The sequence below is a fragment of the Acidiphilium sp. 34-64-41 genome (assembly GCF_002282635.1).
GTDB lineage: Bacteria > Pseudomonadota > Alphaproteobacteria > Acetobacterales > Acetobacteraceae > Acidiphilium > Acidiphilium rubrum.
This window is the reverse complement of sequence record NZ_NCJX01000056.1, coordinates 1-26,678: the sequence shown is the minus strand read 5'-3', so window position 1 is coordinate 26,678 and position 26,678 is coordinate 1. Positions and strand designations below refer to the sequence as shown.

The following is a 26,678-nucleotide window of genomic DNA, read 5'->3' as shown; positions in this document are numbered from 1 at the left end:
AAAACAAGCGCTTGACCCAAAAGAATACAGCCCAGCCCATCAGTATGAAAATAACCTACTGAATTCGCTAGACTTTTAACCGGACAGTAGTGAAAAAAGGAGCAAAAAACTTTTCGACTCTGGTTCGCGGGGGTTGGGCGGCCCTCTTGATCGATCCTGCGGGTGGTGCGATTCGAGCGCCATGGATCTGAATTTCTCGGAAGCCGAAATCGCCCGCTACTCGCGCCACATCCTCCTGCGCGAAGTGGGCGGCACCGGCCAGGCCCGGCTGCGGGCGACATCCGTGCTGATCATCGGCGCCGGCGGCCTCGGCAGTCCGGCGGCGCTGTACCTTGCAGCCGCCGGCATCGGGCGCATCGGCATCGTCGATCACGACGTGCTGGAACTCTCCAACCTCCAGCGCCAGATCGCGCACACCATGGCCGGCATCGGGCGCGCCAAGGTGGCCAGCGCGGCGGCGGCGATGCGGGCGATCAACCCGGACATCATCGTCACCCCGATCGAGGCGCGGGTCGATGCGGCAAGCACCAACGCGCTGATCGCCGATTACGACATCGTGCTCGATGGCACCGATAATTTCGAAACACGGTTCCTGGTCGCCGATGCCTGCGTGCGGGCGCGCAAAACACTGGTCTCGGCGGCGGTCCTGCGGTTCGAAGGCCAGATTTCCACCTTCAAGCCGCACGCCGGAGCCGAACTGCCGTGCTACCGCTGCCTCTACCCCGAAGCGCCGCCCGCCGGCATGGTGCCAAGCTGTTCCGAAGCCGGCGTGCTCGGCCCGGTCACCGGCGTCATGGGCACCCTCCAGGCGGTGGAGGCGATGAAGGAAAGCCTCGGCATCGGCACCGGTCTCGCCGGCCGCCTGTTGCTGTGGGACGCGCTGGACATGCGCTTTCGCATGATCGCCGTGCCACGCGACCCCGATTGCCCGGTATGTGGATTTTCCGGCCCGTCCCATGCGTAAGGCCCGCGCCGCGATCCTGCCGATCCTGGCCCTGACCCTGGCAGCCTGGCACGCGCCGAACCCCGGTTCCGGCCCCGGCCCCGCCAAAGGCAGCGCAACCGGCTGGCCGGTGCCGCGCTTCGAGAGTTTCCGGTCCGATCAAATCTATATGCGCGCCGGCCCCGGCTTTCAGTACCCGATCGTCTGGGTCTATCACCGGTTCGACCTGCCGGTGGAAATCACCGGCGAGTTCAACGTGTGGCGCCACGTCGTCGCCCCGGATGGCGGCACCGGCTGGGTGCACGAAGCCCTGCTGCATGGCGTGCGCAGCTTCATCGTCACCGGCGGCCGCCACACCATGCGCACAGCACCCGACCCCACGGCGGCACCGGTCGCCTATCTCGACAAAGGCGTGATCGGCATGATCACCGCCTGCCAGCCGGACGCCACCTGGTGCGCGGTCGAAGCCGGCCATCGGCGCGGCTATCTGCCGCGCGCCGATTTCTGGGGCAGTTTCGCCGGCGAGGCGATAAAATAATCGGACTTGTCCACAGAAAACTGCCTCCATCCCCTTAACAATATATTGAGCGGGATTGGTTGATGGACTACTCTATATTGTATCAACCATGAGGACATGGCGATGGATTGGACAGACGACGCGATCATACGGCTTCGGAGTTTGTGGGACGAGGGCTTGTCCACCGCCGAGATCGGCCGGCGCCTGGGCATCTCGAAAAATGCCGTCGTCGGCAAAGCGCACCGGCTCGACCTGCCGGCCCGGCCCTCACCGATCCGGCGCGATCCCGCAACGCTGAGCGTGCCGCGCGAGCCAGCACCGCGCCGGATCTCCGGCCCGACGCTGCCATCGCTGGCCGAGCCATCAGCCGCGCCGGTCATCCCGGCGCCACCCGCGGCCGTCACGCCGAAACCCGAGGTCTCGCCGGTCGCCGCGGTCACCGCCCCGCCGGTCAACCGCCCCGCCCGCCCCTCGCTGGTGGCCGCCATGACCGCGCCCATCCGCCTGTCACCCCGTGCGCCGGCTTGCTGCTGGCCGATCGGCGAGCCGGGTACCGCGACCTTCCGCTTCTGCGGCGATCCGGCGTTGAACAACAAGCCCTATTGTGGCCCACACGCCGACATCGCCTATGTTCGCGTGCGCGATCGGCGTGAGGATGTGGCCTGAGATATGTCCGATGTTCGCATGCCCTACTTGCATGCGAGCCCCGCATCCCCCACAACAAGCAGCGTAGTTACGAAAATGTGACGCCTCTGCTGGCGGCTGAATTTCGGGGAGCCGATCAGGCAGGGTTCGGGGACTGACAGGAGCACCGTGCGTTCATGAGCGACACTTTCAAGACGGCTTCGGCCGATCCGCTTGCGGCGCGCGGTAGTTTGGACGCTGACGCCGTGCGTGCGGCCTACCGTCGCTGGGCTGGCGTGTACGATGCGGTGTTTGGTGCCATTTCCGCCCCGGCACGCCGTGCCGCCGTGGCCGCGGTAAACCAAGCACCTGGCACGGATGTGCTGGAAGTCGGCGTCGGCACCGGCCTCGCCCTACCACTATATCTGCGTGAAAAGCGCATCACCGGCATCGATCTTTCGGCCGAAATGCTCGACCGCGCCCGCACGCGCGTGCGCCAGCAAAACCTCACCAATGTCGATCACCTGCTCGAACTCGATGCCGAGGACACCGGCTTTGAAACCGGCCGGTTCGATATCGCAGTGGCCATGTTCGTCGCCTCGGTCGTGCCCAATCCCCGCAAGCTCGCCGAGGAACTGCGCCGCGTGGTGCGGCCCGGCGGCACGATCCTGTTCGTCAATCATTTTGCCGCCGATGGCGGGCCGGTCGCCTGGGTCGAACGCGCCATGGCGCCGGCCTCGCGCGCGCTGGGCTGGCACCCGGATTTCGCGATCGACCGGCTGATCGCGCCGGCCGAAGCGGTCGGCCTGACCGCACGCCCGATGCGCCCGTTCGGTCTGTTCCGCCTGGTGTCGCTGGTAAACGCCACGCCGGCCTAACGCCGTATGGCTGCAGCGATCCCGCCGTTGTGCAGGCACGCCTTGATCCTGTCGGCACGGTGATATATCAACATTTGCGAATGCTCGTGGCGTTTATGTAACCCGCGTGTTATTCTCAGGAAACCGACCCCATAAATGGACCCAATCGGCCGAGGCGAACCCGGCCCGCAGCAACGGAATTGGCGGAATTGATGAAGCAATCGACTAAATACGGGCTCCTCGCCCTAGGCCTGATCTCCGCCGCCGCCGCGCACCCCGCGCTCGCCGCCAGCCTGCCCAAAAACAGCGCCGGCTTCCCGATCCACGCACCGCAACCCTGGGAATGGTGGTTCCAACCGGCCTCCAGCCCGATCCAGAAGAGCATCGACTGGATGATGCAGTTCGTGCTGTGGATCATGTTCGGTGTCGTGCTGCTGGTCGCGGGATTGCTGGCCTACATCGTCGTCAAGTTCCGTGCCTCGGTTCACCCCGTCCCCTCGACCACGACGCACAACACGTTGATCGAAGTGATATGGACCGTCGCACCGGCCCTGCTGCTGATCGTGATTTTCGTCCCCTCGCTCAACATGATCTTTCAGCAATCGGACTATAAACATCCCTACATGACGGTGAAGGTCACCGGCCATCAATGGTATTGGGAATATCAATATCTCGGCGCCAAGGGGGTCGATTTCACCTCCTACCCGATCCCGCCCAACCAGTTGAAGCCCGGCGAAATCAAGCAATTATCGGTCGATCACCCGCTGGTGGTCCCGGCCAACCAGAAAATCGTCTTCCAGATCACCAGCGGCGACGTGCTGCACTCGTTCTTTATCCCCTCGCTCGGCGTCCAGCGCTACGCGATCCCGGGGCAGTACTGGCATCAATGGACCAAGGTCGACGCGCCGGGCGTCTATTACGGCGAATGCAACCAGATCTGCGGCATGAACCACGACAATATGCCGATCGAGATCGTTGCCCTGCCAATGGCGCAATTCCAGGCCTGGCTCGCCGAAGCGAAGGCCGATGCCGCGCAGGGCGACGTCCCGCCGGTCCACAAATACGAAGTCCTGGCCGAGGCCGCAGCCGCAAAAGCGGCATCGATCGCGCAACCGCACCTTGCGCTCGCCAGCAACGCATCGAATTGAGAGTTCTATGAATTCCGTTTCCATCATCCGCCAGGGGTCATGACCATGTCCGCGACCGCGCTTCACGACGATCACGCCGCCCACAGCCATCAGCAGCCCGGCTTCTTCCGCCGTTGGGTGATGAGCACGAACCACAAGGATATCGGCACGCTCTACATCACCTGGGCGATCATCGCCGGGATCGAGGGTGGCGTGCTCTCCATGATCATGCGCGCGCAATTGGCCGAACCGGGCAATACCCTGATCACCAACGGCGCGGCCTGGAACGCGATTGTCACCTCCCACGGCCTGCTGATGATCTTCTTTCTCGTCATGCCCGCGCTGATCGGCGGTTTCGGCAACTGGATGGTGCCGATGATGATCGGCGCACCGGACATGGCCTTCCCGCGCCTCAACAACATGAGCTTCTGGTTCCTGTTCATGGGGTTCATTTTCGTCAACCTCGGCCTGCTGGTCGGCGTCGGCTCCGGCATCGGGTGGACGCTGTATCCGCCGCTGTCCGACATCACCTATTCGCCCGGCCCGGCGGTCGATTTCACGCTGTTCTCGCTCCATCTGGCCGGTATCTCCTCGCTCCTCGGCGCGATCAACTTCATCGCCACCATCCTGAACATGCGCGCACCCGGCATGACGATGCATAAAATGCCGCTGTTCGTCTGGTCGATCCTGGTCACCGCCTTCCTGCTGCTGCTCGCCATTCCGGTCCTCGCCGGCGCCATCACCATGCTCATCATGGACCGCAATTTCGGCACCTCGTTCTTCGAGCCCGCCGGCGGCGGCGACCCGGTGCTGTTCCAGCATCTGTTCTGGTTCTTCGGCCATCCCGAAGTCTACATCATGATCCTGCCGGCCTTCGGCATCGTCAGCCACGTGGTGTCCACCTTCTCGAAAAAGCCGATCTTCGGCTACCTCGGCATGGTCTACGCCATGGTCGCGATCGGCTTCGTCGGCTTCGTGGTCTGGGCGCATCACATGTTCGTCTCCGGTATCTCGATGGACAGCAAAGTCTATTTCGAGGCCGCAACCCTGGTCATCGCGGTGCCGACCGGCGTGAAAGTGTTCTCCTGGATCGCAACCATGTGGGGCGGCTCGGTCGAGTTGAAGACGCCGATGCTCTGGGCGATCGGCTTCATCTTCATGTTCGTGGTCGGCGGCGCCACCGGCGTGGTGCTCGCCAACGCCGGCCTCGATACCGAACTCCACAACACCTACTTCGTCATCGCACATTTCCACTACGTGCTATCGATGGGCTCGGTGTTCGCGATCTTCGCCGGCTTCTATTATTGGATCGGCAAAATGTACGGCCAGCAGTACAACGAAACCCTCGGCAAGCTGCATTTCTGGCTGTTCTTCATCGGCGTGAACCTCACCTTCTTCCCGCAGCATTTCCTCGGCCTCGCCGGCATGCCGCGCCGCTATCCGGATTACCCAACCGCGTTTGCCGGCTGGAACTACGTCTCCTCGATGGGTGCCATCGTGTCGGGCGTCAGCACGCTGGTGTTCTTCGTGATCCTGTTCAAAATCTTCACCGGCAAACAGAAGCTGGCCGCCAACTACTGGGGCGATGGTGCCACGACGCTGGAATGGACCGTGCCGTCCCCCGCGCCGCACCATACGTTCGAAGACGTGCCGGTGATCCGCTGAGCGGATCATCCGGGACGAATAACGGATTGGATCGTCTGAATGAGTGATACCATCATGCGCACGAGCGCGCCGGCCGCAACCGTGGAGCCGGCGCTGCTCGATCAGGCGATCCTTGGCGCAACCACGTCAGACTGGTTGGCTCTGCTCAAGCCGCGCGTCCTCTATCTGGTGGTCTACACCGGCGCCGCCGGTCTGCTGGTCGCCCCCGGCCCCCTCAACCCGGTGCTCGCCTTCACCGCCATCCTCTGCATCGCAATGGCGGCCGGCGCCGCCGGTGCCATCAACATGTGGTACGACCGCGATATCGACGCGATCATGCGCCGCACCGCCAAGCGCCCGGTGCCCGCCGGGCGCATCTCGCCCTCCGGCGCGCTCAGCTTCGGCGTCGGCCTGTCCTTCCTGTCCGTGCTGCTGATGTGGCTGGCCACCAATGTGCTCGCCGCGGCCATCCTCGCGCTGTCCATCGCCTTCTACGTCTTCATCTACACCATGTGGCTGAAGCGCCGCACGCCGCAGAACATCGTGATCGGCGGCGCCGCCGGCGCGTTCCCGCCCATCATCGGCTGGGTCGCGGTCACCGGCCATCTCGCGCTCCTGCCGATCGTGCTGTTCGCGCTGATCTTCATCTGGACACCGCCGCATTTCTGGTCACTCTCGCTGTTCGCCTCCGCCGATTACGAAAAAGCCGGTGTACCGATGCTGCCCGTCGTCGCCGGCGCCAAAGCTACCCGCCGCGCCGTGATGAGCTACACGCTGTGGATGGTGCCGATCTCGCTGCTGCCCTACATCCTGCACGAGGCCGGGCCGTTCTACGGTGCCAGCGCCCTGGTGCTCGGACTCGCCTTCATCTGGTACGCGATCGGCGTGATGCGCGATCGCCAGGACCCCACCGGCGTCAGCCTGACGCGCGATGCACCGGCCAAGGCCGCCTTCAAATATTCCATCCTCTATCTGTTCCTGATCTTCGGCGCTCTGGTCGTGGACCATTTCCTATGACCGAAGCCGATCGCATCCAAGTCACACCGACCACCGCGAACTGGACTCCGGAACAAAAAGCCGAGTTCGTGCGCCGCCGCCGCGGACGGAATTGGGCCCTGTTCGGCGCCATGGTGGCGCTGTGCCTGCTGATTTACGCCATCGCCGTCGTCAAGCTTTACCACGCCGGGCATATGTGGTGATGACACGACAACGGTTCTTGCGACGCCTTCTGGGAGATTGATAACATGAGCGGTGATCTACACACGGCCGAAGGCCAAATCGCAGGGACGGTGCCACACCCGTACCACATGGTCGAACCGAGTCTCTGGCCGGTATTCGGCGCGATCTCGGCGATCCTGATCGCGGCAGGCATCATCTTCGTTGCCCATTACAACGACTACTGGTTCCTCATCGCCGGCACGCTCGGCGCGGTGTCCACCATGTATGTCTGGTGGCGCGATGTGGTGCGCGAAAGCCGCACGCCCGGCCTGCACAAACTCGTCACGCAAATCGGCATGCGCTACGGCATGGCGCTGTTCATCAGCTCCGAAGTGATGTTCTTCGTCTCGTTCTTCTGGGCCTATTTCAACTTCTTCTTCTACCCCTCCCACATGGGCTACGCCCACGCGCCGGTCTGGCCGCCCCAGCACATCACCACGATCGATCCCTTCGCGGTGCCGCTGTTTAACACCATGGTCCTGCTGCTCTCCGGCACCACCATCACCTGGGCCCACCACGCGCTGCTCGAAAACGATCGCCGCGGCATGATCCAGGGTCTCGGCGTCACCGTGCTGCTCGGCATCACCTTCCTCTGCGGCCAGGGGTATGAATACACCCACTCGCCGTTCAACTTCTATCACGGCGGCATCTTCCCCTCGGTGTTCTTCATCGCAACCGGCTTCCACGGCTTTCACGTCATCGTCGGCACCACCTTCCTGCTGGTGAATTTCTTCCGCGCGATCAAGGGCCAGTTCAGCGTCAAGCGGCATTTTGGCTTCGAAGCCGCCGCCTGGTACTGGCATTTCGTCGACGTCGTCTGGCTGTTCCTGTTCGTCTGCATCTACTATTTCGGCCGCAGCGCAATCACCGCGGCCTGATGGATGCCTGACCCCGTGATCGATCAGGCACCGCCGCGCGCGCGCTGGCGGCGCCTGATCGGGATGGGGGTGTTCAGCCTCGTCATGCTCGTGCTGCTGCTCACCCTCGGCGTGTGGCAGGTGCACCGCTGGCACTACAAAGACCGCATCCAGCGCGAAATCATCGCCGCCCAACTCCTCCCGCCGATCCGCCTGCCGCCCCACCCGACGCCCTATCAAAAAGTCGCCATCTCCGGCCACTGGCTCGCCACCAAGGCCGCGTTCTTCGCCGACCAGATCCGCAATTCCCCCGCCGGCCCCTTGCAAGGCTCGCAGCTCATCATGCCGTTCCAGCGCCGCAACGGCGATATCGTCATGGTCGATCTCGGCTGGGTGCAAGGCACCACACCCCAACCGTCCCCCGTACCGGCAGGCCCGGCGGTCGTCTCAGGCTATGTCCAGGCAGCACAGAATTTCGGCCCGTTCGCCGCCAAGAGCAACGCCGCCAAACGCATGTTCTACACGCTCGACCCGCGCCAGATCGGCGCCGCACTCGGCCTGCACCACGTCCAGAACTTCACCCTGATCATGCTCGGCCCCCAGCCCATCGCCGGCGGCCCGATCCCCGCCGCCAGCCTGCCGCAACCGCCGAACAACTCCCAGCAATACGCCCTGACCTGGTTCGGCCTCGCACTGGTCGTGGTGCTGGAATTCCTGTTCTACGCCCGCAAACAACTGAAAGAGCCCGCATGAACCACATCGCCGCCAACACCGACCCCAATGCCTACCACCGCCTCACCACCCGCTTCGCCCGCATGGCGACGGTCGAGGAAGCCATGTCCATGCTCGGCTGGGACGAAGCGGCCGTCATGCCGGATGGCGGTTCCGCCGCCCGCGCCGACCAGTTGGCAACCCTGTCGGGCATCGCCCACGCCATGCTGGTCGAACCCGCCGTCGCCGACGATCTCGATGCCGCCGAAGCCCACCCCCCCGCGTTACCCGCCGAACGCCGCAACCTGGAATTGATGCGTCGCAGCCACACCCAGGCCGTCGCCCTGCCCGGCGACCTCGTCGAGGCATTGACCCGCCAGGCATCCACCTGCGAAAAAATCTGGCGCGCCGCCCGCGCCGCATCCGACTTCAGCATGGCCGCCCAGCCGCTCGCCGACCTGCTCGCGCTGAGCCGTGAAAAAGCCGCCGCCCTCAGCGCAGCCTCCGGCCTCGCCCCCTACGATGCCCTGATCGATACCTACCAACCCGGCATCACAGCGGCCGAAATCACCCCGGTGTTCACCCGCTACGAAACCTTCCTCCGCACCGCGCTGCCCCAGGTCGAAGCCCTGCAGGCCAACCGCGAACACCGCACACCCGGTACCGCCCCCTTCGCCATCGCCGCACAGGAAGCCCTCTGCCGCCGCCTGTCCGCCCAGGCCGGGCTCGACTACACCGCCGCCCGGCTCGACCGCTCCACCCACCCGTTCTGCGGCGGCACACCCACCGATATCCGCATCACCACCCGCTACGACGAAGCCGATTTCGCCTCCGCCCTGATGGGCGTGCTGCACGAAACCGGCCACGCCCTCTACGAAGCCGGACTGCCGCGCACCCACGCCCGCCAGCCGGTCGGCACCGCCGCCGGCATGGCCGCCCACGAAAGCCAGTCCCTCATCATCGAAATGCAGGCTGCCCGGTCTGATGCCTACCTCGGCTTCCTCGGCCCGGCCCTCGCCGAAGCCTTCGGCCAGGATCCTGCTGGCTTCACACTCCCCCGCCTCGCCGCACGACTCCGTCACGTCGAACGCAGCTTCATCCGCGTCGAAGCCGATGAAATGACCTACCCCGCCCACGTCATCCTGCGCTACCGCCTCGAAGCCGCCATGATCGCCGGCGACCTCGCCGTCACCGACCTGCCCGGCGCCTGGGCCGACCAACTCCGCAGCCTGCTCGACATCACCCCACCCGATGACGCGCGCGGCTGCCTGCAAGATATCCACTGGTACTGCGGCCTGTTCGGCTACTTCCCATCCTACACACTCGGCGCCATGGCCGCCGCCCAACTCATGGCCGCCGCCCGCACCGCCGTGCCAACCATCGATGCCGCCCTCGCCCAAGGCGACTTCGCGCCCCTGCTCACCTGGCTGCGCACCAACGTCCACCACCACGGCGCCAGCTTCGGCTTCAACGACCTGCTCCGCCAAGCCACCGGCCAACCCCTCGACCCCACCGCATTCGAAACCCACCTGACGACACGCTATCTGACACGGTGATGGCTCGTGGGGGCGGAAGCAAGCAAGGCGGGGGGCTTTGCCCCCTCGACCCCCACTAAGGGCTCCGCCTTTAACGGGGTCCAGGGGCAGAGCCCCTGGCCTTACTTGCCTCCCATACCCACAAGCCACCAGCGTCTCAGGCAGCGAGTCCGGTCAGGAGCAGGATGACGACGAGGAATTCGGCGCCGTTGGCGTAGACCGAGAGTTTATGGGCGCGGTCGAAGGCGGGTTGGTTGCCGGCTTCGCGCAGGGTGTTGATATGCGGCAGCCATTCGAGCCAGAGCCAGAGTGTGGCGCCGGCGATAAGGATGGCGGCGAGCGCGTACCAGGGTTTGCCGTGGATCAGCAGGCCGAAACTCGCGATCACGGCGGCGGTGGTCACATACAGATAGTAGCGGGGGAAGGCGGCGCGGATGAACGGCCCGGCGACGTCGGGGGGCAGTTTGCTGAACACCAGCGGGGTCATGACCGCGCCGTAGAACAGCATGCCGCCGAGCAAGGCGGCCAGACCCATAACGGCAAGGAACCCGCCCATCCGCGTGATCCTCAATACCGGTATTCGTCGTGTTTGAACGGGCCGGTTTTGGAAACGCCGATATATTCGGCTTGGGCGGGCGACAGCACGGTGAGCGCCGCGCCGACTTTGGCGAGGTGAAGTGCCGCGACTTTCTCATCGAGGTGCTTGGGCAGAACGTAAACCTCGTTCTTGTATTTCCCTGCCGGCGCCTGCCAGAGTTCGATCTGCGCGAGCACCTGGTTGGTGAAGCTGGCGGACATCACGAAGCTGGGGTGGCCGGTGGCGTTGCCGAGGTTGACGAGCCTGCCTTCGGACAGCACGATCAAGCGCTTGCCGTCCGGAAACACGACTTCATCGACCTGCGGCTTGACGTTTTCCCACCGGTAGTTGCGCAGGGATTCGATCTGGATTTCGCTGTCGAAATGGCCGATGTTGCAGACGATGGCACGGTTTTTCATCGCGCGCATATGGTCGGCCGTAATCACGTCGATATTGCCGGTCGCGGTCACGAAAATATCGCCGCGCGCTGCGGCGGTCGCCGAACCCGGCGACCACGGCGATCTTGCCGGCCATCATCACATCGGTGCCGCGGCGGATGCCATCGACCAGCGATTCACGACAGCCATACAGATTGTCGAACTTCGACTTGGTGACGCTGTCATTGACGTTGATGGCCGGGCAGAGCAGCTGGCCGGCCTTCACCATGTCGCGCAGGCGGTGCACGCCGGTGGTGGTTTCCTCGGAAATGCCGCGCACATCGGCCAGCATTTCGGGATATTTGTCGTGCATCAGCTTGGTCAGGTCGCCGCCGTCATCGAGGATCATGTTCGGTGTCCAGCCGTCTGGCCCGCGCACGGTCTGTTCGATGCACCAGTTGAACTCGTCCTCATCCATGCCTTTCCAGGCAAACACCGGCACACCGGCGGCGGCCACGCCGGCCGCGGCGTGATCCTGGGTCGAGAAAATATTGCAGGACGACCAACGAACCGTCGCACCCAGCGCGATCAGCGTCTCGATCAGCACCGCGGTCTGGATCGTCATGTGCAGGCAACCCGCGATGCGCGCGTTCTTCAGCGGCTGCGACGCGCCGAACTCGGTGCGCAGCGCCATCAGGCCGGGCATTTCGGTCTCGGCCATGCTGATTTCCTTGCGGCCCCAATCGGCCAGGCTGAAATCGCGCACTTTATAGTCGTTCTGGGGCATCGCGTCGGGCATCGTTACGTCCTTAAATCAGAAAAAAGTTAAGTAGTTCTTTTTTTCAAAAAAGAACCGAAAAATTTTTATGAAGCCGGTTTACGTGTTCATCGCCTCAAAGAAATCGCTGTTGGTTTTGCTATATTTCAGCTTATCGAGCAAGAATTCCATCGCCTCGGAGGAGCCCATCGGGTTGAGAATCCGCCGCAGCACCCACATTTTCGACAGCGTGGCCCGCTCGACCAGCAATTCTTCCTTGCGCGTGCCGGATTTGGTGATGTCGATCGCCGGGAACGTCCGCTTGTCGGACAATTTGCGATCAAGAATGATCTCCGAATTGCCGGTGCCCTTGAATTCCTCGAAAATCACCTCGTCCATCCGGCTGCCGGTATCGATCAGCGCGGTCGCGATAATCGTGAGCGAGCCGCCTTCCTCGATATTGCGGGCCGCACCGAAAAACCGCTTCGGCTTCTGCAACGCATTGGCATCGACACCGCCGGTCAGCACCTTGCCGGAGCTCGGCACCACCGCGTTATAAGCGCGGGCAAGCCGGGTGATGCTGTCGAGCAGAATGACCACGTCGCGCTTGTGTTCGACCAGGCGCTTGGCCTTTTCGAGCACCATCTCGGTCACCTGCACGTGGCGGGTCGCCGGTTCATCAAAGGTCGAGGCGACAACCTCACCCTTCACCGTGCGCGCCATGTCGGTGACTTCCTCGGGCCGTTCATCGATCAGCAGCACGATCAGGAACGCCTCGGGATGATTGGTCGAAATCGAGGTGGCGATGCTTTGCAGCATCACGGTCTTGCCGGTGCGCGGCGGTGCCACGATCAACGCGCGCTGGCCTTTGCCGATCGGCGAGATCAGATCGATCACCCGTGCCGTATTGTCCTTCTGCTGACCCTTCGGCGGCGGCTCGGCGTTTTCGATCTCCATCCCAAGCCGCTCGGTCGGATAGAGCGGCGTCAAATTATCGAAATTGATCCGGTGGCGCACCGCATCGGGCGGCTCGAAATTAATGGTCTCGACCTTCAGCAGCGAAAAATACCGCTCGCCATCCTTCGGCCCGCGAATTTCACCGGCGACAGTATCGCCGGTGCGCAAGCCAAAGCGGCGCATCTGCGCGGGCGAGACGTAAATATCATCCGGGCCAGGCAGATAATTGCTCTGCGGGCTGCGCAGGAACGCGAAGCCATCCGGCAGGGTTTCGAGCGTGCCATCGCCATGAATCGCCTGATCGTTCTCGGCATAGGCCTTGAGGATGGCGAACATCATGTCCTGCTTCCGCAGGCTCGATGCGTTCTCGACCTGCAATTCCTCAGCGAGGCTGAGCAGATCGGTGGGGGATTTGGCCTTGAGTTCGGCGAGATTCATATATGTCCGCTATGGATGATGGGCCCGGAGGGCAATGCGATCAGGGCGCTTTCGAGGGGAGTGCGCCCAAAGGGGCGCGGCAACCGGGCGTGTTTGTCCCAGCCCCATTTACATGCCGGATGCCTTCGGTCGGGTCAAGGGGGCGCCGCGATGCCGGTTTGACGAAACGACCGGCGGATCGCTAGAGCCAGGACGCTCAACGAGGGAACAGGGTCGCATGTCGCTATCAACGCGCGTCAGAACCGGCACTTTCCAGCCCATGATGCGCGTGGCGATCGTGCTCGGCATCGCCTTCGGCCTCGTCCAGAGCCTGAAACTGGTCTTTCACCTATGGGGTGCCGATTCCGACGTTGCCGACCCCGTCCTGCTCTGGAACGGCGTGCATCGCTACGGTCTGCATTTCATCACCATGTGGCGCTACACCCAGGACAACTGGCTGCTGTCGCTGATGCCGTTCGATGCGGCGATGTTCGCCCTTTTCGGCGACCGTCCGGTCGTCGTGGTCGCCACCGGCTTGCTGTTCTTCTGGGCCATCGTGCTGCTGGTGGGTGTCCTGATCGGACGGGAGCGCGGCGGCTGGATCGGTGCCGGTGCTGCCATGGTGCTGCTGTTCGCGGGTGAACCGACCATCGGCAACGGTGGCTTCCTGGGTTATCCGGTATCGCACGGTATTTCACTGGTCTGGGGCCTGATCGGCCTGCTCCTGACGGTATCATGCCTCGATCGCCGGCGCCCCATCCTGCTCGCCGGCGCAGGCGTCTGCCTGTTCGTCGCCGCCGTGTCCGACCCTTGGGCCGATGCGGCGTTCATGATTCCCATGCTGCTCGCGGCACTCTCACTAATCGTGATCGGCCGGGCGGATCGGCGACCGCTGATCGCGATTGTCGCGATGTTGCTGGTCGTCGGCCTGCTCGTGCAGACCCGATTATTCGGCGCCCTCGGTTTCCTGCCCGGAGTCAGTCATTCGGTGGGGACGCCGTCGCAGATGATCGAAAACGCCGCATTCGCGGCACGCTACATCGCGGTCTTCTTCAACATCCTGCCCGGATTATTGACCGTCTCCGGCCAGACACCGGCAACGCCCGCCGTGACGATCGATTGCGTCATTTTCTTTGCGCTCGTCCTGCTGTGCCTGTTTCGCGTGATCCGCAACGGTTCGATCAACACTGCTCGGTGCCAGTTTATCGCGATCACCGCACTGGCATCGATGTTCGTCATGCTGGCAGCCCTGATTGTCACCGGGTTCCAGCAAGGTATGGTGACCGCCCGCTATTTGTCGAATATATTCGTGTTCGTGCCGCTGCTCATCGCCGCGAGCCCCGCCGGAAGCGGGCCGAACGCACGCTTCGACCGCGGCGCGTTGCTCGTGCTGGCCGGCCTGTTCATCACATCCGGTCTGGTGAGCGACCGGGTGGTCTGGAACAACCGAACACCAACGAGGGCCCTGAACGGCATCCCGCAGATGGCCGCATTTCTTGCCGCCCGCCATATCACATTCGGCTACGGCCCCTATTGGTGGACCCAGGCCAACGCGACCGGCTGGGTAACCCACGGCAAACTGACGATCCGCCCGATCGACTTCAACCCGAGCGAGGGCAAGTTCGTACCCAAGCCGGTCCAGACCCTGCCGGATTGGTACACAAAACCGGCCATCGCGCGCGAACCCTCCCGCATGGCGCTGATCCTGTCGCCCTCACCCGGCGATTGCGGTGCCGCCACCACCTGCCTCGCCGCCGCCACCGCCCAATTCGGCCCCCCCGCGCAGATCGTACCCTACGGACCGCTGACCGTGCTGATCTACAATCACCATCTCTATCTCGCCCCACGCTGAGCCTATCATCGACGGCACAAACCTCACCCGGACGTGACAGGATCGCCAAACGCACCGCTTTACAAAGCCGGAAACGGGTGCAAATCCAGGCGACCAGATAGTCCAAAACCCGAGGTCGCCTCATGGCATCGCAATCCGTTGCCGATTTCACCATCCCTGCCCACCGCGCCGATCGCGCCGCCTCGGTCCAGAATCGCCGGATCGTGGCGACCTGGCTGTTCATCAGCTTCGCCCTCATCGTCGAAATGTTCGGCATCGGCGCCTATGTCCAAAACGACAACGCCGGCCTCTCGATCATGGCGTGGCAACCGGTCTCCGGCATCATCCCGCCGCTCACCCATGCGGCGTGGGAGCGCATGTTCGCCCTCTACAAAACCATCCCGCAATACCAGCTCCTCAACAGCCATATGGACCTCGCCGGGTTCAAAGCGATCTTCTGGCCCGAATGGATTCACCGCATGTGGGGCCGCCTGCTCGGCCTCGATTTCGGCGTCCCGCTGGTCTGGTTCTGGTGGACCGGCCGGCTGGAACGCCGCCTGCGGCCCTGGCTGGTCACCTTGTTCGTCCTCGGTGGCGTCCAGGGCCTGATCGGCTGGTGGATGGTCGCCTCAGGCTTCCAGCCGGGCCTCACCGAGGTTTCGGTCTGGCGCCTCTCGATCCATTATTGCTTCGCGACCATGCTGGCGATCGCGGTGTTCACCACCGGCCTCGTCGTCCTCAAGCCGGACTCCGAGCGCCTGGCACCGTCCATCGCCGCGAAATACAAGGTCGCGCGCGGCTTCGCCCTCGCCTCGATCGCGGTGATCATCGTCGCGATCATCGCCGGCACCTTCCTCTCCGGCACCCACGCTTATACGGTCGACAACACATTTCCCCTGATGCAGGGCCAATGGGTGCCGCCCGATTACGCCGCCCTGCACCCGTTCTGGAGCAATCTCTTCCTCAACAAAGCGGCAACCCAATGGGATCACCGCCTGCTCGGCACCATCGCCGCGGTCGTCGTGCTGGCCGCCGTCGTGGTCGCCATCCGCGCCGATCTGCCGCCCCGCGCGCGCGACGCCTTCCTGATCATGGGCGGCCTGCTGGTGATCCAATACATCCTCGGCGTCACCACGCTGGTCTCGAAAATCCTCGATATCGGCATCGTCCATCAATTGAACGCCGTCCTGCTGCTCGCCGCCGCGGTCTGGGCCTGGTTCGAGCTGCGCGGCCGGTGTGCCGCATGAACGCGCGGCCTGACCGGCTGATCGGCAACTGGCTGCTGATCATCTGCGCCATGATGTTCGGCATGGTCGCCGGCGGCGGCCACGCCCGCACCATCGGCGCCGGCTTCATCATCCAGCAATGGCGCCCGCTCACCGGCATCATCCCGCCGCTCACCCACGCCGCCTGGCTGCACATGTTCAACCTCTACCGCCAGACCGCGCAGTTCCGCCTGCTCCGCCCCAGCATGACCCTCGCCCAATTCCAGGCGCTGTTCATGCCGATGTTCATCGATCGCGACTGGGGTCGCCTGATGGCGCTGGTCTTCGCCCTGCCGCTCGTCTGGTTCTGGTGGCGCGGCCGGCTCTCCAACCGCCTCGCCCTCTGGCTGCTCGCCCTGTTCGCCGCCGGTGCCGGCGAAGCGACCATGGGCTGGCTGATGACCTATCAGGGCATGTTCGGCGTCCTGCACCCCTCGCCACTCTACCTCGCGCCGCATTTCGTGCTGGCGATGCTGATCTTCACCGCCATGCTCTGGACCGCGCTGACCATCCGCAATCCCGAATTCCCCATCATCATCGGCCACTCGGGCCTGCGCACCCTGCTCAGCGTCTCGATCGGCCTTCTCATCGCCACCATCGGCCTCGGCGCCCTGGTCGCCGCGACCGGCGCGATCCACGTCTACAACACCTTCCCGCTGATGGATGGCCACGCCCTGCCGCCCCACGCCTTCAAACTCCGCCCGCTCTGGCTCAATCTCTTCGCGAACCAGGCAACCGTGCAGTTCGATCACCGGGTGCTCGCCACCATCACCGCCATCATCGTCGTGGTCGCCGCCGTGCAGGGCTTACGCGCGCCGCTCGGCCCAAAACCGCGCGATCTGTTTTTGCTGCTGGCAGGATTGGTCATCGTGCAATATATATTGGGCATGAGCGCGCTGGTCTCCGGCATGGCCGAACTCGGCTATGTCCACGAACTCAACGCCGTGCTGCTGCTCGCCGCCTGTGTCGCCTGTCGTCACGCTCTGCGTGGCGCGGTACCAGCCGGTGCCGAACATCCTCTTGTCATGAAGGCCGCCGAATAATGCCCGATACCATCATTGCCGCCCCGCACGACGCTCTCGCCACCGCCGACCGTCTGTTTCACGGCAACGACGGTCTGAACGCGTTCGAAGCCCGCCGCACCATCGCCCCCGTGCTCGACCCGGCCGATGACGGCGAATTGTTCCTCGAATACCGCGAATCCGAAATGCTCAGCCTCGATGACGGGCGCATCCGCAACGCCAGCTTCGACAACCGCCGCGGCTTCGGCCTCCGCTCGGTCACCGGCGAAGCCGCGATTTACGCCCACGCCGGCGAAATCACCGATGCCGCCCTCGCCCGCGCCGTCGCCACCCTGCAGGACGCCCGGCCCGAAGACTCCGGCACAGTTGCCCTCGCCCCGCCCAAAGCCGGCCCCTCGCTCTACACCGCCCTCAACCCGCTCGCCGAAATGCCCTTCGCCGCCCGCGCCGCCATGCTCGGCGAAATCGATGCCTACGCCCGCGGCAAAGACAGCCGCGTGGTGCAAGTGATGGCGAGCCTGTTCGGCGAATGGCAGGTGGTCGAAATCCTCCGCGCGGATGGCGTCCGCGTCGCCGACGTGCGCCCCCTCGTCGTCCTCCACGTCTCGGTGGTGATGGAACAGGACGGCCGTCGCGAATCCGGCGGTCACGGCGCCGGCGGCCGCGAGAGCTACGCCACCGTCACCGCGCCCGATTTCTGGCGCGCCGCCGTCGATGAATCGATCCGCAAAGCCGCCCTCAACCTCGAAAGCGTCGCCGCCCCCGCCGGTGAAATGCCCGTCGTCCTCGGCGCCGGCTGGCCCGGCATCCTGCTGCACGAAGCCATCGGCCACGGCCTCGAAGGCGATTTCAACCGCAAGAAAACCTCCGCCTTCGCCGGGCTGATGGGCAAGCGCGTCGGCTCCAAAGGCGTCACCGTGGTCGATGACGGCACCCTGCCCAACCGGCGCGGTTCCCTCACCGTCGATGACGAAGGCACCCCGACCAACCGCACCGTCCTGATCGAAGACGGCATCCTCACCGGCTACATCCAGGACCGCCAGAACGCCCGCCTGATGGGCATGACCCCCACCGGCAACGGCCGCCGCCAATCCTACGCCCACCTGCCCATGCCGCGCATGACCAACACCATCATGCTCGCCGGCGACGCCACCCGCGATGATATGATCCGCTCCGTCAAACGCGGCCTCTACGCCGCAAACTTCGGCGGCGGTCAGGTCGATATCACCTCCGGCAAATTCGTCTTCTCCGCCTCCGAAGCCTACATGATCGAAGACGGCAAAATCGGCGCCCCCGTCAAAGGCGCCACCATCATCGGCAACGGACCCGACGCCCTGACCAAAGTCGATATGATCGGCAGCGACCTCGAACTCGACGCCGGCATCGGCACCTGCGGCAAAAACGGCCAAGGCGTCCCGGTCGGCGTTGGCCAACCCACCATAAAAATCTCCGGCCTGACCATCGGCGGCACGGCAGCATAAAGGCACAGAACCAGATTCATAAAAGTTTTTTGCTACTTTTTTACAAAAAAGTAGTTCTTTTTTGTAAAAAAGAACCAAAAAACTTTTTATAATCTTGGCCTTCGCCTTGGCTTGCTTCGGTGCCCAGGCTCGGCGTATGCGCGGGGCATGGATGCCGTCATAGGGCTTGATTGCAGCACGAGTGCGGTAAAAGCGGTCGCGTTCGGTGCGCGCGGTGTCGTGCTGGCGGAGGGGCGGGCGGCGCTGGCGTTCAGGGCCTTGGGCGACAACCGGTTCGAGCAGGACCCAGGGGATTGGTGGCGTGCTGCGTGTACGGCGTTGCGGGCGTTGGTGGCTGCGGCGCATGGCGTGCGGTTTATCGGCATGGCCATTGCGAACCAGCGCGAGACGATTGTGCCGCTCGATGATTTGTTTCGCCCGACGCGACCGGCGATTCTGTGGCTGGATGGCCGTGCTGCCGACGATGCGGCGGCGATGGCGTCGCGCTTTGGGCGAGATGAACTGCACCGGATCACCGGCAAAATCCCGGACCCGAACCCCGCGCTGTATAAATTGGCGTGGATGCGGCGGGTTGAGCCGGCCACGCTCGATGCCAGCCGATATTTCGCCGAGGTGCATGGCTATCTGGCGCAGCGCCTGACCGGGCGGTTCGCCACCAGCACCGCGTCGGCCGATCCGCTCGGGGTGTTCGATCTGGCAACGGGCGATTATGCCCATGAATTGCTCGCTTCGATCGGGCTTCGTGCCGATCAATTCGCTGAACCACTGCCGCCCGGCAGCGTGATCGGCGCGTTGCACGCGCAGGCAGCGGCCGAGACGGGCTTGCCCGAGGGCCTGATGGTCGCGGCCGGCGGCGGCGATGGTCAGGCGGCGGGCGTTGCGGTCGGGCTGGATGCGCCGGGCCGCGCCTATCTCAATCTCGGCACCGCGATCGTTTCGGGCGTGCACAGCCATGCCTATCGCATCGGCACGGCGTTTCGCACCATGATCAGCGCGGGCGGGCCGGGCTATGTGTTCGAAACTTCGCTGCGGTCGGGCACGTTGTTGTGTGACTGGCTGGCCCGCGATTTGTTCGGCGATCCGGCGGCGCTGACCACGCTGGAGGCCGCGTCCGCGGCGCTGCCGCCGGGGGCGGATGGCGTGTTCGTGCTGCCGTATTTCCTGGGCGTGATGACCCCGCATTGGGACAGTGCGGCGCGCGGTGCAATTCTCGGCCTGGCGCCGCATCATGGCCGGGCGCATCTGTTGCGCGCCCTGTTCGAGGGCATCGCCCATGAGCAGGCCGATGTAACGGCGCGCATCGTCGCGGCAACCGGGCTGGCGGTGACCGAGATCGTGGCGATCGGCGGCGGCAGCCGCAGCGATCTGTGGTGCCAGATCATTGCGGACGTGATGGATATTCCCGTGCTGCGTTCGGCAAGCGCCGAGGCGTCGGCCCTGGGGGCGGCGATGGCGGCGGCGGTCGCCTCCGGCTGGTTCGCCGATTTCGCAGACGCCGCAACGGCGATGGCCGGCCCGATCACCGCGCGGTTCGACCCCGATCCGCCGCGCGTCGCCGCCTATGCGGCCTGTTCCGCCGCGTACCGCACGATCTATCCGCGTCTCGCCGGGTTTCCGGCGGTCCCCTGAACCCCGATCACGAAAGACCCATCATGCAGGCTCTGTTCATCAACGGCATCCGCGACATCAGCATCGCAACCGCGCCGGAGCCCGATGCCGGCAATGCCCGCGTGCCGATCGCGGTGGCCGGCGTCGGGGTGTGCGGCAGCGACCTGCATTATTACCTGGAAGGCGGCATCAGCAGCCAGACCATCGCGGCCCCGTTCGTCCCCGGCCACGAATTCGCCGGGCATGTGCTGGAAGACCGGCCGGAGCTTGGCCTGCGGCGGGGCGAACTGGTCGCGGTCGATCCGGCCACGCCGTGCGGCCATTGCGAATGGTGCCATCGCGGCGAGATCAATTTGTGCCCCAACACGGTGTTCATGGGCGCGCCGCCCTATCCGGGCGCGATGGCGGAGCGCATCGCGGTCGATCCGGCGCAGGTGATCAAGGTGCCGCAGGATTTCACCGTCGATGAGACGATGATGCTGGAACCGCTGGGTGTCGCGATCCACGCGATCGATCTGGCAAAGCCGCGCCTGCTGGAATCGGTCGCGGTGATCGGCTGCGGCCCGATCGGCCTGCTGATGATCGCGCTGGCCCGGCTGTCGGGCGTCGGTAAAATCTACGCGGTCGATCCGGTGGCGTATCGCGCCGAGGCGGCCGGCATCGAGGGCGCGGATATGACCGGCGCCGACCGCTCCGAAATCGCGGGATGGACCAACGGTCGCGGCGTCGATCTGGTGCTGGAAGCGACCAATGCGCCAACCGGGTTTCAGCACGCGGCGGAGGCCGCGCGCATCGGCGGCCGCATCGTGCTGGTCGGCATCCCGGAGGGCGATTCCTACACGCTGGTCGCCGGCCTCGCCCGCCGCAAGGGGTTGTCGGTCAAGTTCTCCCGCCGAATGGGCCATGTCTATCCGCGCGCGATCGATCTGGTTGCCGGCAAGCGCCTGAACGTTGGGCGCATCGTCACCCATCATTTCAGCCTGGCCGACGGCGCAACCGCGTTCGAATTGCAGGCCGCCCGTGCGGATGGCGCGCTGAAAAGCCTGATTCTGCCGAACGGATAAAATATCTGTTGTCAACGACCGATAAATTTTGGCATAGGTGAAAATATAATCAGACGTGGCGGTCCTCGCACTCCACGCCTGTGCCTGTCCAAGCACTAAATCAACCGGTCGAAGGAAACGTCATGAAACCATCCGTCAAATCCCTCCTGCTGGGCTCGGCGTGCGCTGCCGCCGTGCTGGGGCTCGCGCCGAACGCGCATGCCTGGTCGCTGCAACAGGCGGCTGCGCCCTACAAAGGCGAAACCGTCACCGTGGTCGGGCTCGATCGCCCGAGCTACAAGGCAGCGCAGAAACTGACCCCGGAATTCGAAAAGGAAACCGGCATTCACGTCAAATGGGTGACCTACCCCTACGAGAATTCCCTGAAGGCCGAGACGCTGAATTTCGTTTCCCACTCCGGCCAGTTCGACGCCATTTTGAGCGACGTGGTCTGGCCGGTCGATTTCACCAAGGCAAACTGGGTGGTGCCGATCAAGGATTTCATGGCGAACAAGGATCTCGCCGACCCGAATATCGATGTGAAGGATTTCTTCCCGGTCTGGCGTCACGCCTTCACCATCAAGGGGCAACTGGTCGGCCTGCCGTTCGATTCCTACGCCGGCCTGCTCTACTACAACAAGAAAATCCTGAAGGAACACGGGTTCTCCGGCCCGCCGAAAACCTGGAACGAATTGCTGACCGATTACGCACCGAAACTCTACGACCCGGCCAAGAATCTCTACCCCTACGCGCTGCAATCCGCCCGCGGCGAGACGCAGACCGCCGATAGTTTCACCCGGTTCCTCTGGCCCTGGGGCGGCCGCTATTTCGATGCCGCGACCAAAAAAATCACGCTCGACAGCCCCGAGGCGATCGCCGGCGAAACCTTCCGCCAGAAGCTGATCAAGTTCGGCCCCAAGGGCATCATCGCCGATGACCATTCGCAGGTCGTGCAACTCATGGGCCAGGGCCAGTTGGCCATGGTCACCGAATGGTCGGCATTCTACACCACATTAACCAGTTCGAAGGCCGGGCCGGACATCGCGGTCACCACCGAACCCGCCGGCCCGAAAGGCCAGTATTCCGCGTTCGGCGGCTTCGCCTACATGGTCAGCGCCCAGGTGCCGAAAAAAACCCAGGACGCGACCTGGCTGTTCATCCAGTGGCTCACCTCGAAATCGATGGCCAAGCCCCTGCTCGAAAACGGCGCGGTGGTCGCCCGCGCAAGCGCCGATACCGACCCCGCCTTGCAGGCGAAATACCCCTACCTCGCGCCCATGGTGAAAACCTGGGAGCACGGCAGCGTGCCGGACTGGCGCCCCCAGATCGCCTGCTACCCGTATTTCTCCGAACTGGTCTCGCAATACGGCTCGAACATCGAAACCGGCCAATACACCGTGCCGGTCGGCCTGAAAAAACTCTCGGCCAAGCTGCAGCACTACATGAACTCGACCGGGTGCTGGAATTCGATCAACGTGCCGAAGCATTGAAAATCTAGTCGATTGACCAAGCGCACGAGCGGGCACCCCAGCCCGCCCGTCGCGTCGTTGCGGAGCGAGGAAACACCATGACCGAACCCACCCTGCACGAGGTCAAAGTGCCGCGCATCCGGCAGTGGGAGCCGTGGTTCTTCGTCGGCCCGTCGCTCCTGCTGCTGCTGGCGGTCGGGCTATACCCCACTGTTTTCGTTGCGTATTTCTCGTTCCACAACTGGACCATGGGCATGGGCCCGCCGGTGTTCAACGGCTTCGACAACTACATCGAAACCCTGACCTCGTCGGATTTCATCTCCTCGATCCTGCGCACTTTCCTGTTCCTGATCGTCACGCTGCCGATCGAGCTGTGCCTCGGCCTCTCCATCGCCCTCGCGCTCGATCAGACCCGCAACGCCTGGCTGCGCCGCCTCGTCCAGATCCTGCTGGTGGTGCCGATCGCAACCACCCCCAGCGTGGTCGGCATGCTGGTGCAGCTGATGTTCAACACCCAGCTCGGCGTGGTGAATTACGGCCTGCACGTGCTCGGCATCGCCCCGATCGACTGGCTCGGCAACGCCCACGCCGCCCTCGGCATGGTGATGATGACGCAAATCTGGGAATGGACCCCCTTCGTCGCCCTCGTGCTCTCGGCCAGCCTCGCCACCGTGCCGCAGGATATCGAGGAAGCGATCACGCTGGAAACCGAAAGCTTCTGGGCGCGCTTCCGCTACATCAAGCTGCCATTCCTCCGCCCCGGCCTGGTGGCGAGCATCGTGTTCCAGACCATCTTCACCATCAAGACCTTCGACATGATCTACTCGGTCGAAAAAGGCGGCCCGGGCGACGCCACCCAAATGATCGCCCTGCACATCGAGCGCATCGCCTTCCGCGGCTTCGACGTCGGCCTCGCCTCGGCGGAATCGGTGCTCACCCTGATCGTCACGATCGTGCTGGCGCAAACCGTGGTCAGTTTTCTCTACAAGGACGAGGTCTGACCCCGATGACCAAACACAAACTCCTCTCGCTCGGCCACGGCCTCTTCCTCGGCTTCATCGCCCTGATCATCATCTTCCCGTTCTACTGGATGATCGCCTCCTCGCTGAAAACCGAGAACCAGATTTTCCAGCTGCCGCCGGTCTGGCTGTTCAAACCCCATTTCGCCTCCTACGCCGCCGCCATCGTCAACGACAATATCCTGCGCGCCCTGCTCAATTCATTGATCGTCACGGTCGGCGCCGTCGCCCTCGGCATCGCGGTCGGCGCCCCCGCCGCTTACGGCCTCGCCCGCTACACCTTCCGCGGCTCATCGCAGATCCAGTTCTGGTACGTCACCAACTGGATGCTGATCCCCGTCGTCGTCCTCATCCCGTTCTACCTGCTCGCCGCGAACCTGCGCATGATCGATAACCCGATCGTCCTGATCCTGATCTACCAGACCTTCGTGGTCCCCCTGGTCGTGTGGCTCCTGGTCGATCAGTTCCGCGCCGTGCCGATCGCCCTCGAAGAAGCTGCCTTGCTCGACGGCATGAGCAAATTCGGCATCTTCCTGCGCATCACCCTGCCGCTCACCGTGCCCGGCATCACCGTCGCCGCCATTCTCGCCGGCATCTTCGCCTGGAACGACCTGCTCTACGCCTTCATCCTCACCCCCGGCACCGATGCCCGCACCGCACCAACCGTCATGATGAGCTACCTCGGCGGCTACATCATCCCCTGGGGCCGCGTGATGGCAAGCGCTGTCATGATCACCGGCCCCGTCGTGGTCGGCGGCATTGCGATCAATAAATATATCGCGCGCGGGCTGACGCTCGGCGCGGTGAAATAAGGAGGCCGCGTGGCTCAAATCTCGATCGACGGTGTCACCAAGCGCTACGGCGCCACCGAGGTACTGAAACGGCTCGACCTCAGCGTCGCCGAAGGTGAATTCATGGTCCTGCTCGGCCCCTCCGGCTGCGGCAAAACCACCCTGCTGCGCATGATCGCCGGGCTCGAAACCCCCACCACCGGCCGCATCATGATCGGCGGCACCGATGTCACCCTAACCCCGCCCGCCAAGCGCGACGTCGGCATGGTCTTCCAAAGCTACGCCCTCTATCCGCACATGACGGTGCGCGAAAACATCGCCCTCGGCCTGAAACTGCGCGGCGTCACCCAAGCCGAAATCGCCAGCCGGATCGAACGCGTCGCCAACCTCGTGCAAATCGCCCCCTACCTCGAACGCAAACCGAAAGCCCTCTCCGGCGGCCAACGCCAGCGCGTCGCCCTCGCCCGCGTCATCGCCCGCGAACCCTCCGTCTCGCTGATGGACGAACCCCTCTCCAACATCGATGCCCAGCTCCGCACCGTCATGCGCGCCGAACTCCTGCGCATCCACCGCAAGACCGGCATGACCACCATCTACGTCACCCACGACCAGGAAGAGGCCATGGGCCTCGGCGACCGCATCACGGTCATGAATTTCGGCCACGTCGAACAGATCGGCACGCCCGATGAAATCTACGCGCACCCCGCCAACGCCTTCGTCGCCCGCTTCATCGGCGCGCCCCGCATGAACCTCATCCGCCTCGCCCACCGCCCCGGCGCCAACGCGATCGAGGCCGCCGGCATCCGCGCCCCCGTGCCCGCCACCCTCGGCACCCTGCCGCCCGATCTCTTCCTCGGCTTTCGCGGCGAGGAAGCCCGCCCCGGCGCCGCCCACGACGGCGAGGCGATGATCGAAGGCGTCGTCGATGTCGTCGAACATCTCGGCGCCCAAATCGAAGTCCACCTCCGCCTCGACGATGGCGAGGAAGCCGTCTTCCGCCGCCCGCGCGGCGAAACCATCTGGCGCGAAGGCGAACGCGCTACCCTCGCCATCCCCGCCGCGCACCTGCACCTCTTCAACGCGGAAACCGGCGCGGCCCTGCGCGCATGACCACGGAGTTCCAAGGCAAACGCATCCTGATCACCGGCGCCGGCAAAGGCATCGGCCGCGCCCTCGCCACCATGGCCGCCGCCAAAGGCGCCACCATCGTCGCCCTCAGCCGCTCCCCTGATGATCTCGCCACGCTCCACCAGGCCACCGGCGCCGAAACCCACACGATCGACCTCGAACACACCGAGGCAATCACCGCCCTGATGCCCAACCTCGCCCCGGTCGACTACCTGATCAACAACGCCGGCATCGCCCTGCTCGCCCCCTTCACCGAAACCACGGCCACCCAGTTCGACCAGATCATGGCGGTCAACCTCCGCGCCCCGTTCCTCATCGCCCAGGCAGTCGTCCGCAATTGGCTCAGCCGCAACCACCCAGGCGCCATCGTCAACGTCTCCTCGATCGCCAGCCTCTGGGGCACCCCCGACCACGTCGCCTACGCCGCCTCCAAAGCCGCCCTCGACTCCATGACCCTCACCATGGCCAACGAACTCGGCCCCTTCGGCATCCGCACCAACAGCATCAACCCCGTCATAACCCTCACCCCCATGGGCGAACGCGCCTGGTCCGACCCCGCCAAATCAAACCCCATGCTCGCCCGCATCCCCCTGCGCCGCTTCGCCAAACCCGAAGAAATCGCAAGCGTCGCACTGTTCCTCCTCTCGGCGGCAGCAGGCATGATCAACGGCGTCATTATGCCGATCGATGGCGGGTTTCGGGCGGGGTAGGGCAGGGCAGGGCAGGGCAGGGCAGGGAAGCAAGCACTTCTTTTTTGTAAAAAAGAAGCAAAAAACTTTTATTCGTCAGGGTCTTGGCCATCACCGTGTAAATTCGCTTGCAATAACGACCCCCTGAGGGGCGAAAATCGCGTCCAATTTCGACCCCTCTGACGTTTGATGTCAGCACCCTCCTTAACGCTCG

At 64.2% G+C, this 26,678-nt stretch carries 24 protein-coding genes and 1 pseudogene; 22 read left to right on the top strand and 3 right to left on the bottom strand.

The window, feature by feature from the left end; translation table 11 throughout:
* The first annotated feature begins 181 nt into the window (after nucleotides 1–181).
* From B7X49_RS12005 to B7X49_RS11955, 11 genes are all read left to right on the top strand, one after another.
* Nucleotides 182–964, top strand: a complete 783-nt coding sequence (locus tag B7X49_RS12005) for a molybdopterin-synthase adenylyltransferase MoeB (RefSeq protein WP_286704644.1) — start codon at nucleotides 182–184, stop codon at nucleotides 962–964.
* A complete protein-coding gene (locus tag B7X49_RS12000; protein ID WP_286704643.1) occupies nucleotides 957–1,481 on the top strand; it encodes an SH3 domain-containing protein in 525 nt (174 codons plus the stop codon). Before B7X49_RS12005 ends, B7X49_RS12000 begins: the two co-directional genes overlap by 8 nt.
* A 102-nt stretch (nucleotides 1,482–1,583) precedes the next feature.
* Nucleotides 1,584–2,126 carry a GcrA family cell cycle regulator gene (locus B7X49_RS11995; protein WP_286704642.1) on the top strand — a complete coding sequence of 181 codons (543 nt, stop codon included), beginning with the start codon at nucleotides 1,584–1,586 and terminating at the stop codon, nucleotides 2,124–2,126.
* A 155-nt stretch (nucleotides 2,127–2,281) separates the two neighbouring features.
* On the top strand, nucleotides 2,282–2,962 hold the full coding sequence (locus tag B7X49_RS11990; protein WP_286704641.1) for a class I SAM-dependent methyltransferase: 681 nt from the start codon (nucleotides 2,282–2,284) through the stop codon (nucleotides 2,960–2,962).
* Nucleotides 2,963–3,153: 191 nt separating this feature from the next.
* Nucleotides 3,154–4,089, top strand: coding sequence for a cytochrome c oxidase subunit II (coxB, locus tag B7X49_RS11985; protein WP_286704640.1), 936 nt, complete (start codon nucleotides 3,154–3,156; stop codon nucleotides 4,087–4,089).
* A 45-nt stretch (nucleotides 4,090–4,134) separates the two neighbouring features.
* Complete coding sequence (gene ctaD / locus B7X49_RS11980; protein WP_286704639.1) at nucleotides 4,135–5,733, top strand: cytochrome c oxidase subunit I; 1,599 nt, start codon at nucleotides 4,135–4,137, stop codon at nucleotides 5,731–5,733.
* Nucleotides 5,734–5,772: 39 nt separating this feature from the next.
* Nucleotides 5,773–6,729 carry a heme o synthase gene (locus B7X49_RS11975; RefSeq protein WP_286704638.1) on the top strand — a complete coding sequence of 319 codons (957 nt, stop codon included), beginning with the start codon at nucleotides 5,773–5,775 and terminating at the stop codon, nucleotides 6,727–6,729.
* On the top strand, nucleotides 6,726–6,911 hold the full coding sequence (locus tag B7X49_RS11970; protein ID WP_286704637.1) for a hypothetical protein: 186 nt from the start codon (nucleotides 6,726–6,728) through the stop codon (nucleotides 6,909–6,911). Before B7X49_RS11975 ends, B7X49_RS11970 begins: the two co-directional genes overlap by 4 nt.
* Nucleotides 6,912–6,956: 45 nt before the next feature.
* Nucleotides 6,957–7,808 (top strand): cytochrome c oxidase subunit 3, encoded by an 852-nt coding sequence (locus tag B7X49_RS11965; protein ID WP_286704636.1) that lies wholly within the window; start codon nucleotides 6,957–6,959, stop codon nucleotides 7,806–7,808.
* A gap of 3 nt (nucleotides 7,809–7,811) precedes the next feature.
* On the top strand, nucleotides 7,812–8,540 hold the full coding sequence (locus tag B7X49_RS11960) for an SURF1 family protein (RefSeq protein WP_286704635.1): 729 nt from the start codon (nucleotides 7,812–7,814) through the stop codon (nucleotides 8,538–8,540).
* On the top strand, nucleotides 8,537–10,054 hold the full coding sequence (locus B7X49_RS11955; protein WP_286704634.1) for a carboxypeptidase M32: 1,518 nt from the start codon (nucleotides 8,537–8,539) through the stop codon (nucleotides 10,052–10,054). The genes B7X49_RS11960 and B7X49_RS11955 overlap by 4 nt, the downstream gene beginning before the upstream one ends.
* Nucleotides 10,055–10,190: 136 nt before the next feature.
* Here B7X49_RS11955 and B7X49_RS11950 read toward each other — a convergent pair whose 3' ends face one another.
* The 3 genes and pseudogenes from B7X49_RS11950 to rho form a co-directional block, all read right to left on the bottom strand.
* On the bottom strand, nucleotides 10,191–10,568 hold the full coding sequence (locus tag B7X49_RS11950; protein ID WP_286839522.1) for a DUF4149 domain-containing protein: 378 nt from the start codon (nucleotides 10,566–10,568) through the stop codon (nucleotides 10,191–10,193).
* 32 nt (nucleotides 10,569–10,600) lie between these two features.
* A pseudogene (locus tag B7X49_RS11945) lies at nucleotides 10,601–11,774 on the bottom strand (adenosylhomocysteinase family protein).
* Between the two features lie 90 nt (nucleotides 11,775–11,864).
* Entirely contained in the window at nucleotides 11,865–13,139 is a 1,275-nt protein-coding gene (gene rho / locus B7X49_RS11940) for a transcription termination factor Rho (protein ID WP_286704632.1), read from the bottom strand.
* A 217-nt stretch (nucleotides 13,140–13,356) separates the two neighbouring features.
* Between rho and B7X49_RS11935 the strand changes: the two genes are divergently transcribed.
* The 11 genes from B7X49_RS11935 to B7X49_RS11885 all read left to right on the top strand — a co-directional run bounded on the left by B7X49_RS11935 (nucleotide 13,357) and on the right by B7X49_RS11885 (nucleotide 26,485).
* Nucleotides 13,357–14,970 (top strand): hypothetical protein, encoded by a 1,614-nt coding sequence (locus B7X49_RS11935; protein ID WP_286704631.1) that lies wholly within the window; start codon nucleotides 13,357–13,359, stop codon nucleotides 14,968–14,970.
* Between the two features lie 122 nt (nucleotides 14,971–15,092).
* Nucleotides 15,093–16,196, top strand: coding sequence for a COX15/CtaA family protein (locus B7X49_RS11930; RefSeq protein WP_286704630.1), 1,104 nt, complete (start codon nucleotides 15,093–15,095; stop codon nucleotides 16,194–16,196).
* Nucleotides 16,193–17,257, top strand: coding sequence for a COX15/CtaA family protein (locus B7X49_RS11925; protein ID WP_286839517.1), 1,065 nt, complete (start codon nucleotides 16,193–16,195; stop codon nucleotides 17,255–17,257). The genes B7X49_RS11930 and B7X49_RS11925 overlap by 4 nt, the downstream gene beginning before the upstream one ends.
* On the top strand, nucleotides 17,257–18,717 hold the full coding sequence (tldD, locus tag B7X49_RS11920; RefSeq protein ID WP_286704627.1) for a metalloprotease TldD: 1,461 nt from the start codon (nucleotides 17,257–17,259) through the stop codon (nucleotides 18,715–18,717). The genes B7X49_RS11925 and tldD overlap by 1 nt, the downstream gene beginning before the upstream one ends.
* A 147-nt stretch (nucleotides 18,718–18,864) precedes the next feature.
* Nucleotides 18,865–20,346: an FGGY-family carbohydrate kinase gene (locus B7X49_RS11915; RefSeq protein ID WP_286704626.1), complete on the top strand. Its 1,482-nt coding sequence runs from the start codon at nucleotides 18,865–18,867 to the stop codon at nucleotides 20,344–20,346.
* A gap of 23 nt (nucleotides 20,347–20,369) precedes the next feature.
* A complete protein-coding gene (locus tag B7X49_RS11910; protein WP_286704625.1) occupies nucleotides 20,370–21,389 on the top strand; it encodes a zinc-binding dehydrogenase in 1,020 nt (339 codons plus the stop codon).
* A gap of 122 nt (nucleotides 21,390–21,511) precedes the next feature.
* Nucleotides 21,512–22,858 carry an ABC transporter substrate-binding protein gene (locus B7X49_RS11905; RefSeq protein ID WP_029313852.1) on the top strand — a complete coding sequence of 449 codons (1,347 nt, stop codon included), beginning with the start codon at nucleotides 21,512–21,514 and terminating at the stop codon, nucleotides 22,856–22,858.
* 77 nt (nucleotides 22,859–22,935) lie between these two features.
* Entirely contained in the window at nucleotides 22,936–23,838 is a 903-nt protein-coding gene (locus B7X49_RS11900) for a carbohydrate ABC transporter permease (RefSeq protein WP_029313853.1), read from the top strand.
* 5 nt (nucleotides 23,839–23,843) lie between these two features.
* Complete coding sequence (locus B7X49_RS11895) at nucleotides 23,844–24,668, top strand: carbohydrate ABC transporter permease (RefSeq protein ID WP_029313854.1); 825 nt, start codon at nucleotides 23,844–23,846, stop codon at nucleotides 24,666–24,668.
* A gap of 9 nt (nucleotides 24,669–24,677) precedes the next feature.
* The gene (locus tag B7X49_RS11890; protein WP_286704624.1) at nucleotides 24,678–25,757 is read left to right on the top strand and encodes an ABC transporter ATP-binding protein; all 1,080 of its coding nucleotides are present in this window, start codon (nucleotides 24,678–24,680) and stop codon (nucleotides 25,755–25,757) included.
* Nucleotides 25,754–26,485 carry an SDR family oxidoreductase gene (locus tag B7X49_RS11885; RefSeq protein WP_286704623.1) on the top strand — a complete coding sequence of 244 codons (732 nt, stop codon included), beginning with the start codon at nucleotides 25,754–25,756 and terminating at the stop codon, nucleotides 26,483–26,485. The genes B7X49_RS11890 and B7X49_RS11885 overlap by 4 nt, the downstream gene beginning before the upstream one ends.
* Nucleotides 26,486–26,678 lie beyond the last annotated feature (193 nt).

Excerpts from the sequence above, each read along its gene's own strand:
- B7X49_RS11900 (WP_029313853.1), top strand. The coding sequence starts at position 22,936 with ATGACCGAACCCACCCTGCACGAGGTCAAAGTGCCGCGCATCCGGCAG.
- ctaD (WP_286704639.1), top strand. The coding sequence starts at position 4,135 with ATGTCCGCGACCGCGCTTCACGACGATCACGCCGCCCACAGCCATCAG.
- B7X49_RS11885 (WP_286704623.1), top strand. The coding sequence starts at position 25,754 with ATGACCACGGAGTTCCAAGGCAAACGCATCCTGATCACCGGCGCCGGC.
- B7X49_RS11910 (WP_286704625.1), top strand. The coding sequence starts at position 20,370 with ATGCAGGCTCTGTTCATCAACGGCATCCGCGACATCAGCATCGCAACC.
- rho (WP_286704632.1), bottom strand. The coding sequence starts at position 13,139 with ATGAATCTCGCCGAACTCAAGGCCAAATCCCCCACCGATCTGCTCAGC.
- coxB (WP_286704640.1), top strand. The coding sequence starts at position 3,154 with ATGAAGCAATCGACTAAATACGGGCTCCTCGCCCTAGGCCTGATCTCC.
- B7X49_RS11955 (WP_286704634.1), top strand. The coding sequence starts at position 8,537 with ATGAACCACATCGCCGCCAACACCGACCCCAATGCCTACCACCGCCTC.
- B7X49_RS11990 (WP_286704641.1), top strand. The coding sequence starts at position 2,282 with ATGAGCGACACTTTCAAGACGGCTTCGGCCGATCCGCTTGCGGCGCGC.
- B7X49_RS11935 (WP_286704631.1), top strand. The coding sequence starts at position 13,357 with ATGTCGCTATCAACGCGCGTCAGAACCGGCACTTTCCAGCCCATGATG.
- B7X49_RS11970 (WP_286704637.1), top strand. The coding sequence starts at position 6,726 with ATGACCGAAGCCGATCGCATCCAAGTCACACCGACCACCGCGAACTGG.
- B7X49_RS12000 (WP_286704643.1), top strand. The coding sequence starts at position 957 with ATGCGTAAGGCCCGCGCCGCGATCCTGCCGATCCTGGCCCTGACCCTG.
- B7X49_RS11905 (WP_029313852.1), top strand. The coding sequence starts at position 21,512 with ATGAAACCATCCGTCAAATCCCTCCTGCTGGGCTCGGCGTGCGCTGCC.
- B7X49_RS11995 (WP_286704642.1), top strand. The coding sequence starts at position 1,584 with ATGGATTGGACAGACGACGCGATCATACGGCTTCGGAGTTTGTGGGAC.
- B7X49_RS12005 (WP_286704644.1), top strand. The coding sequence starts at position 182 with ATGGATCTGAATTTCTCGGAAGCCGAAATCGCCCGCTACTCGCGCCAC.
- B7X49_RS11975 (WP_286704638.1), top strand. The coding sequence starts at position 5,773 with ATGAGTGATACCATCATGCGCACGAGCGCGCCGGCCGCAACCGTGGAG.
- B7X49_RS11930 (WP_286704630.1), top strand. The coding sequence starts at position 15,093 with ATGGCATCGCAATCCGTTGCCGATTTCACCATCCCTGCCCACCGCGCC.
- tldD (WP_286704627.1), top strand. The coding sequence starts at position 17,257 with ATGCCCGATACCATCATTGCCGCCCCGCACGACGCTCTCGCCACCGCC.
- B7X49_RS11960 (WP_286704635.1), top strand. The coding sequence starts at position 7,812 with ATGCCTGACCCCGTGATCGATCAGGCACCGCCGCGCGCGCGCTGGCGG.
- B7X49_RS11895 (WP_029313854.1), top strand. The coding sequence starts at position 23,844 with ATGACCAAACACAAACTCCTCTCGCTCGGCCACGGCCTCTTCCTCGGC.
- B7X49_RS11915 (WP_286704626.1), top strand. The coding sequence starts at position 18,865 with ATGGATGCCGTCATAGGGCTTGATTGCAGCACGAGTGCGGTAAAAGCG.
- B7X49_RS11950 (WP_286839522.1), bottom strand. The coding sequence starts at position 10,568 with ATGGGTCTGGCCGCCTTGCTCGGCGGCATGCTGTTCTACGGCGCGGTC.
- B7X49_RS11965 (WP_286704636.1), top strand. The coding sequence starts at position 6,957 with ATGAGCGGTGATCTACACACGGCCGAAGGCCAAATCGCAGGGACGGTG.
- B7X49_RS11925 (WP_286839517.1), top strand. The coding sequence starts at position 16,193 with ATGAACGCGCGGCCTGACCGGCTGATCGGCAACTGGCTGCTGATCATC.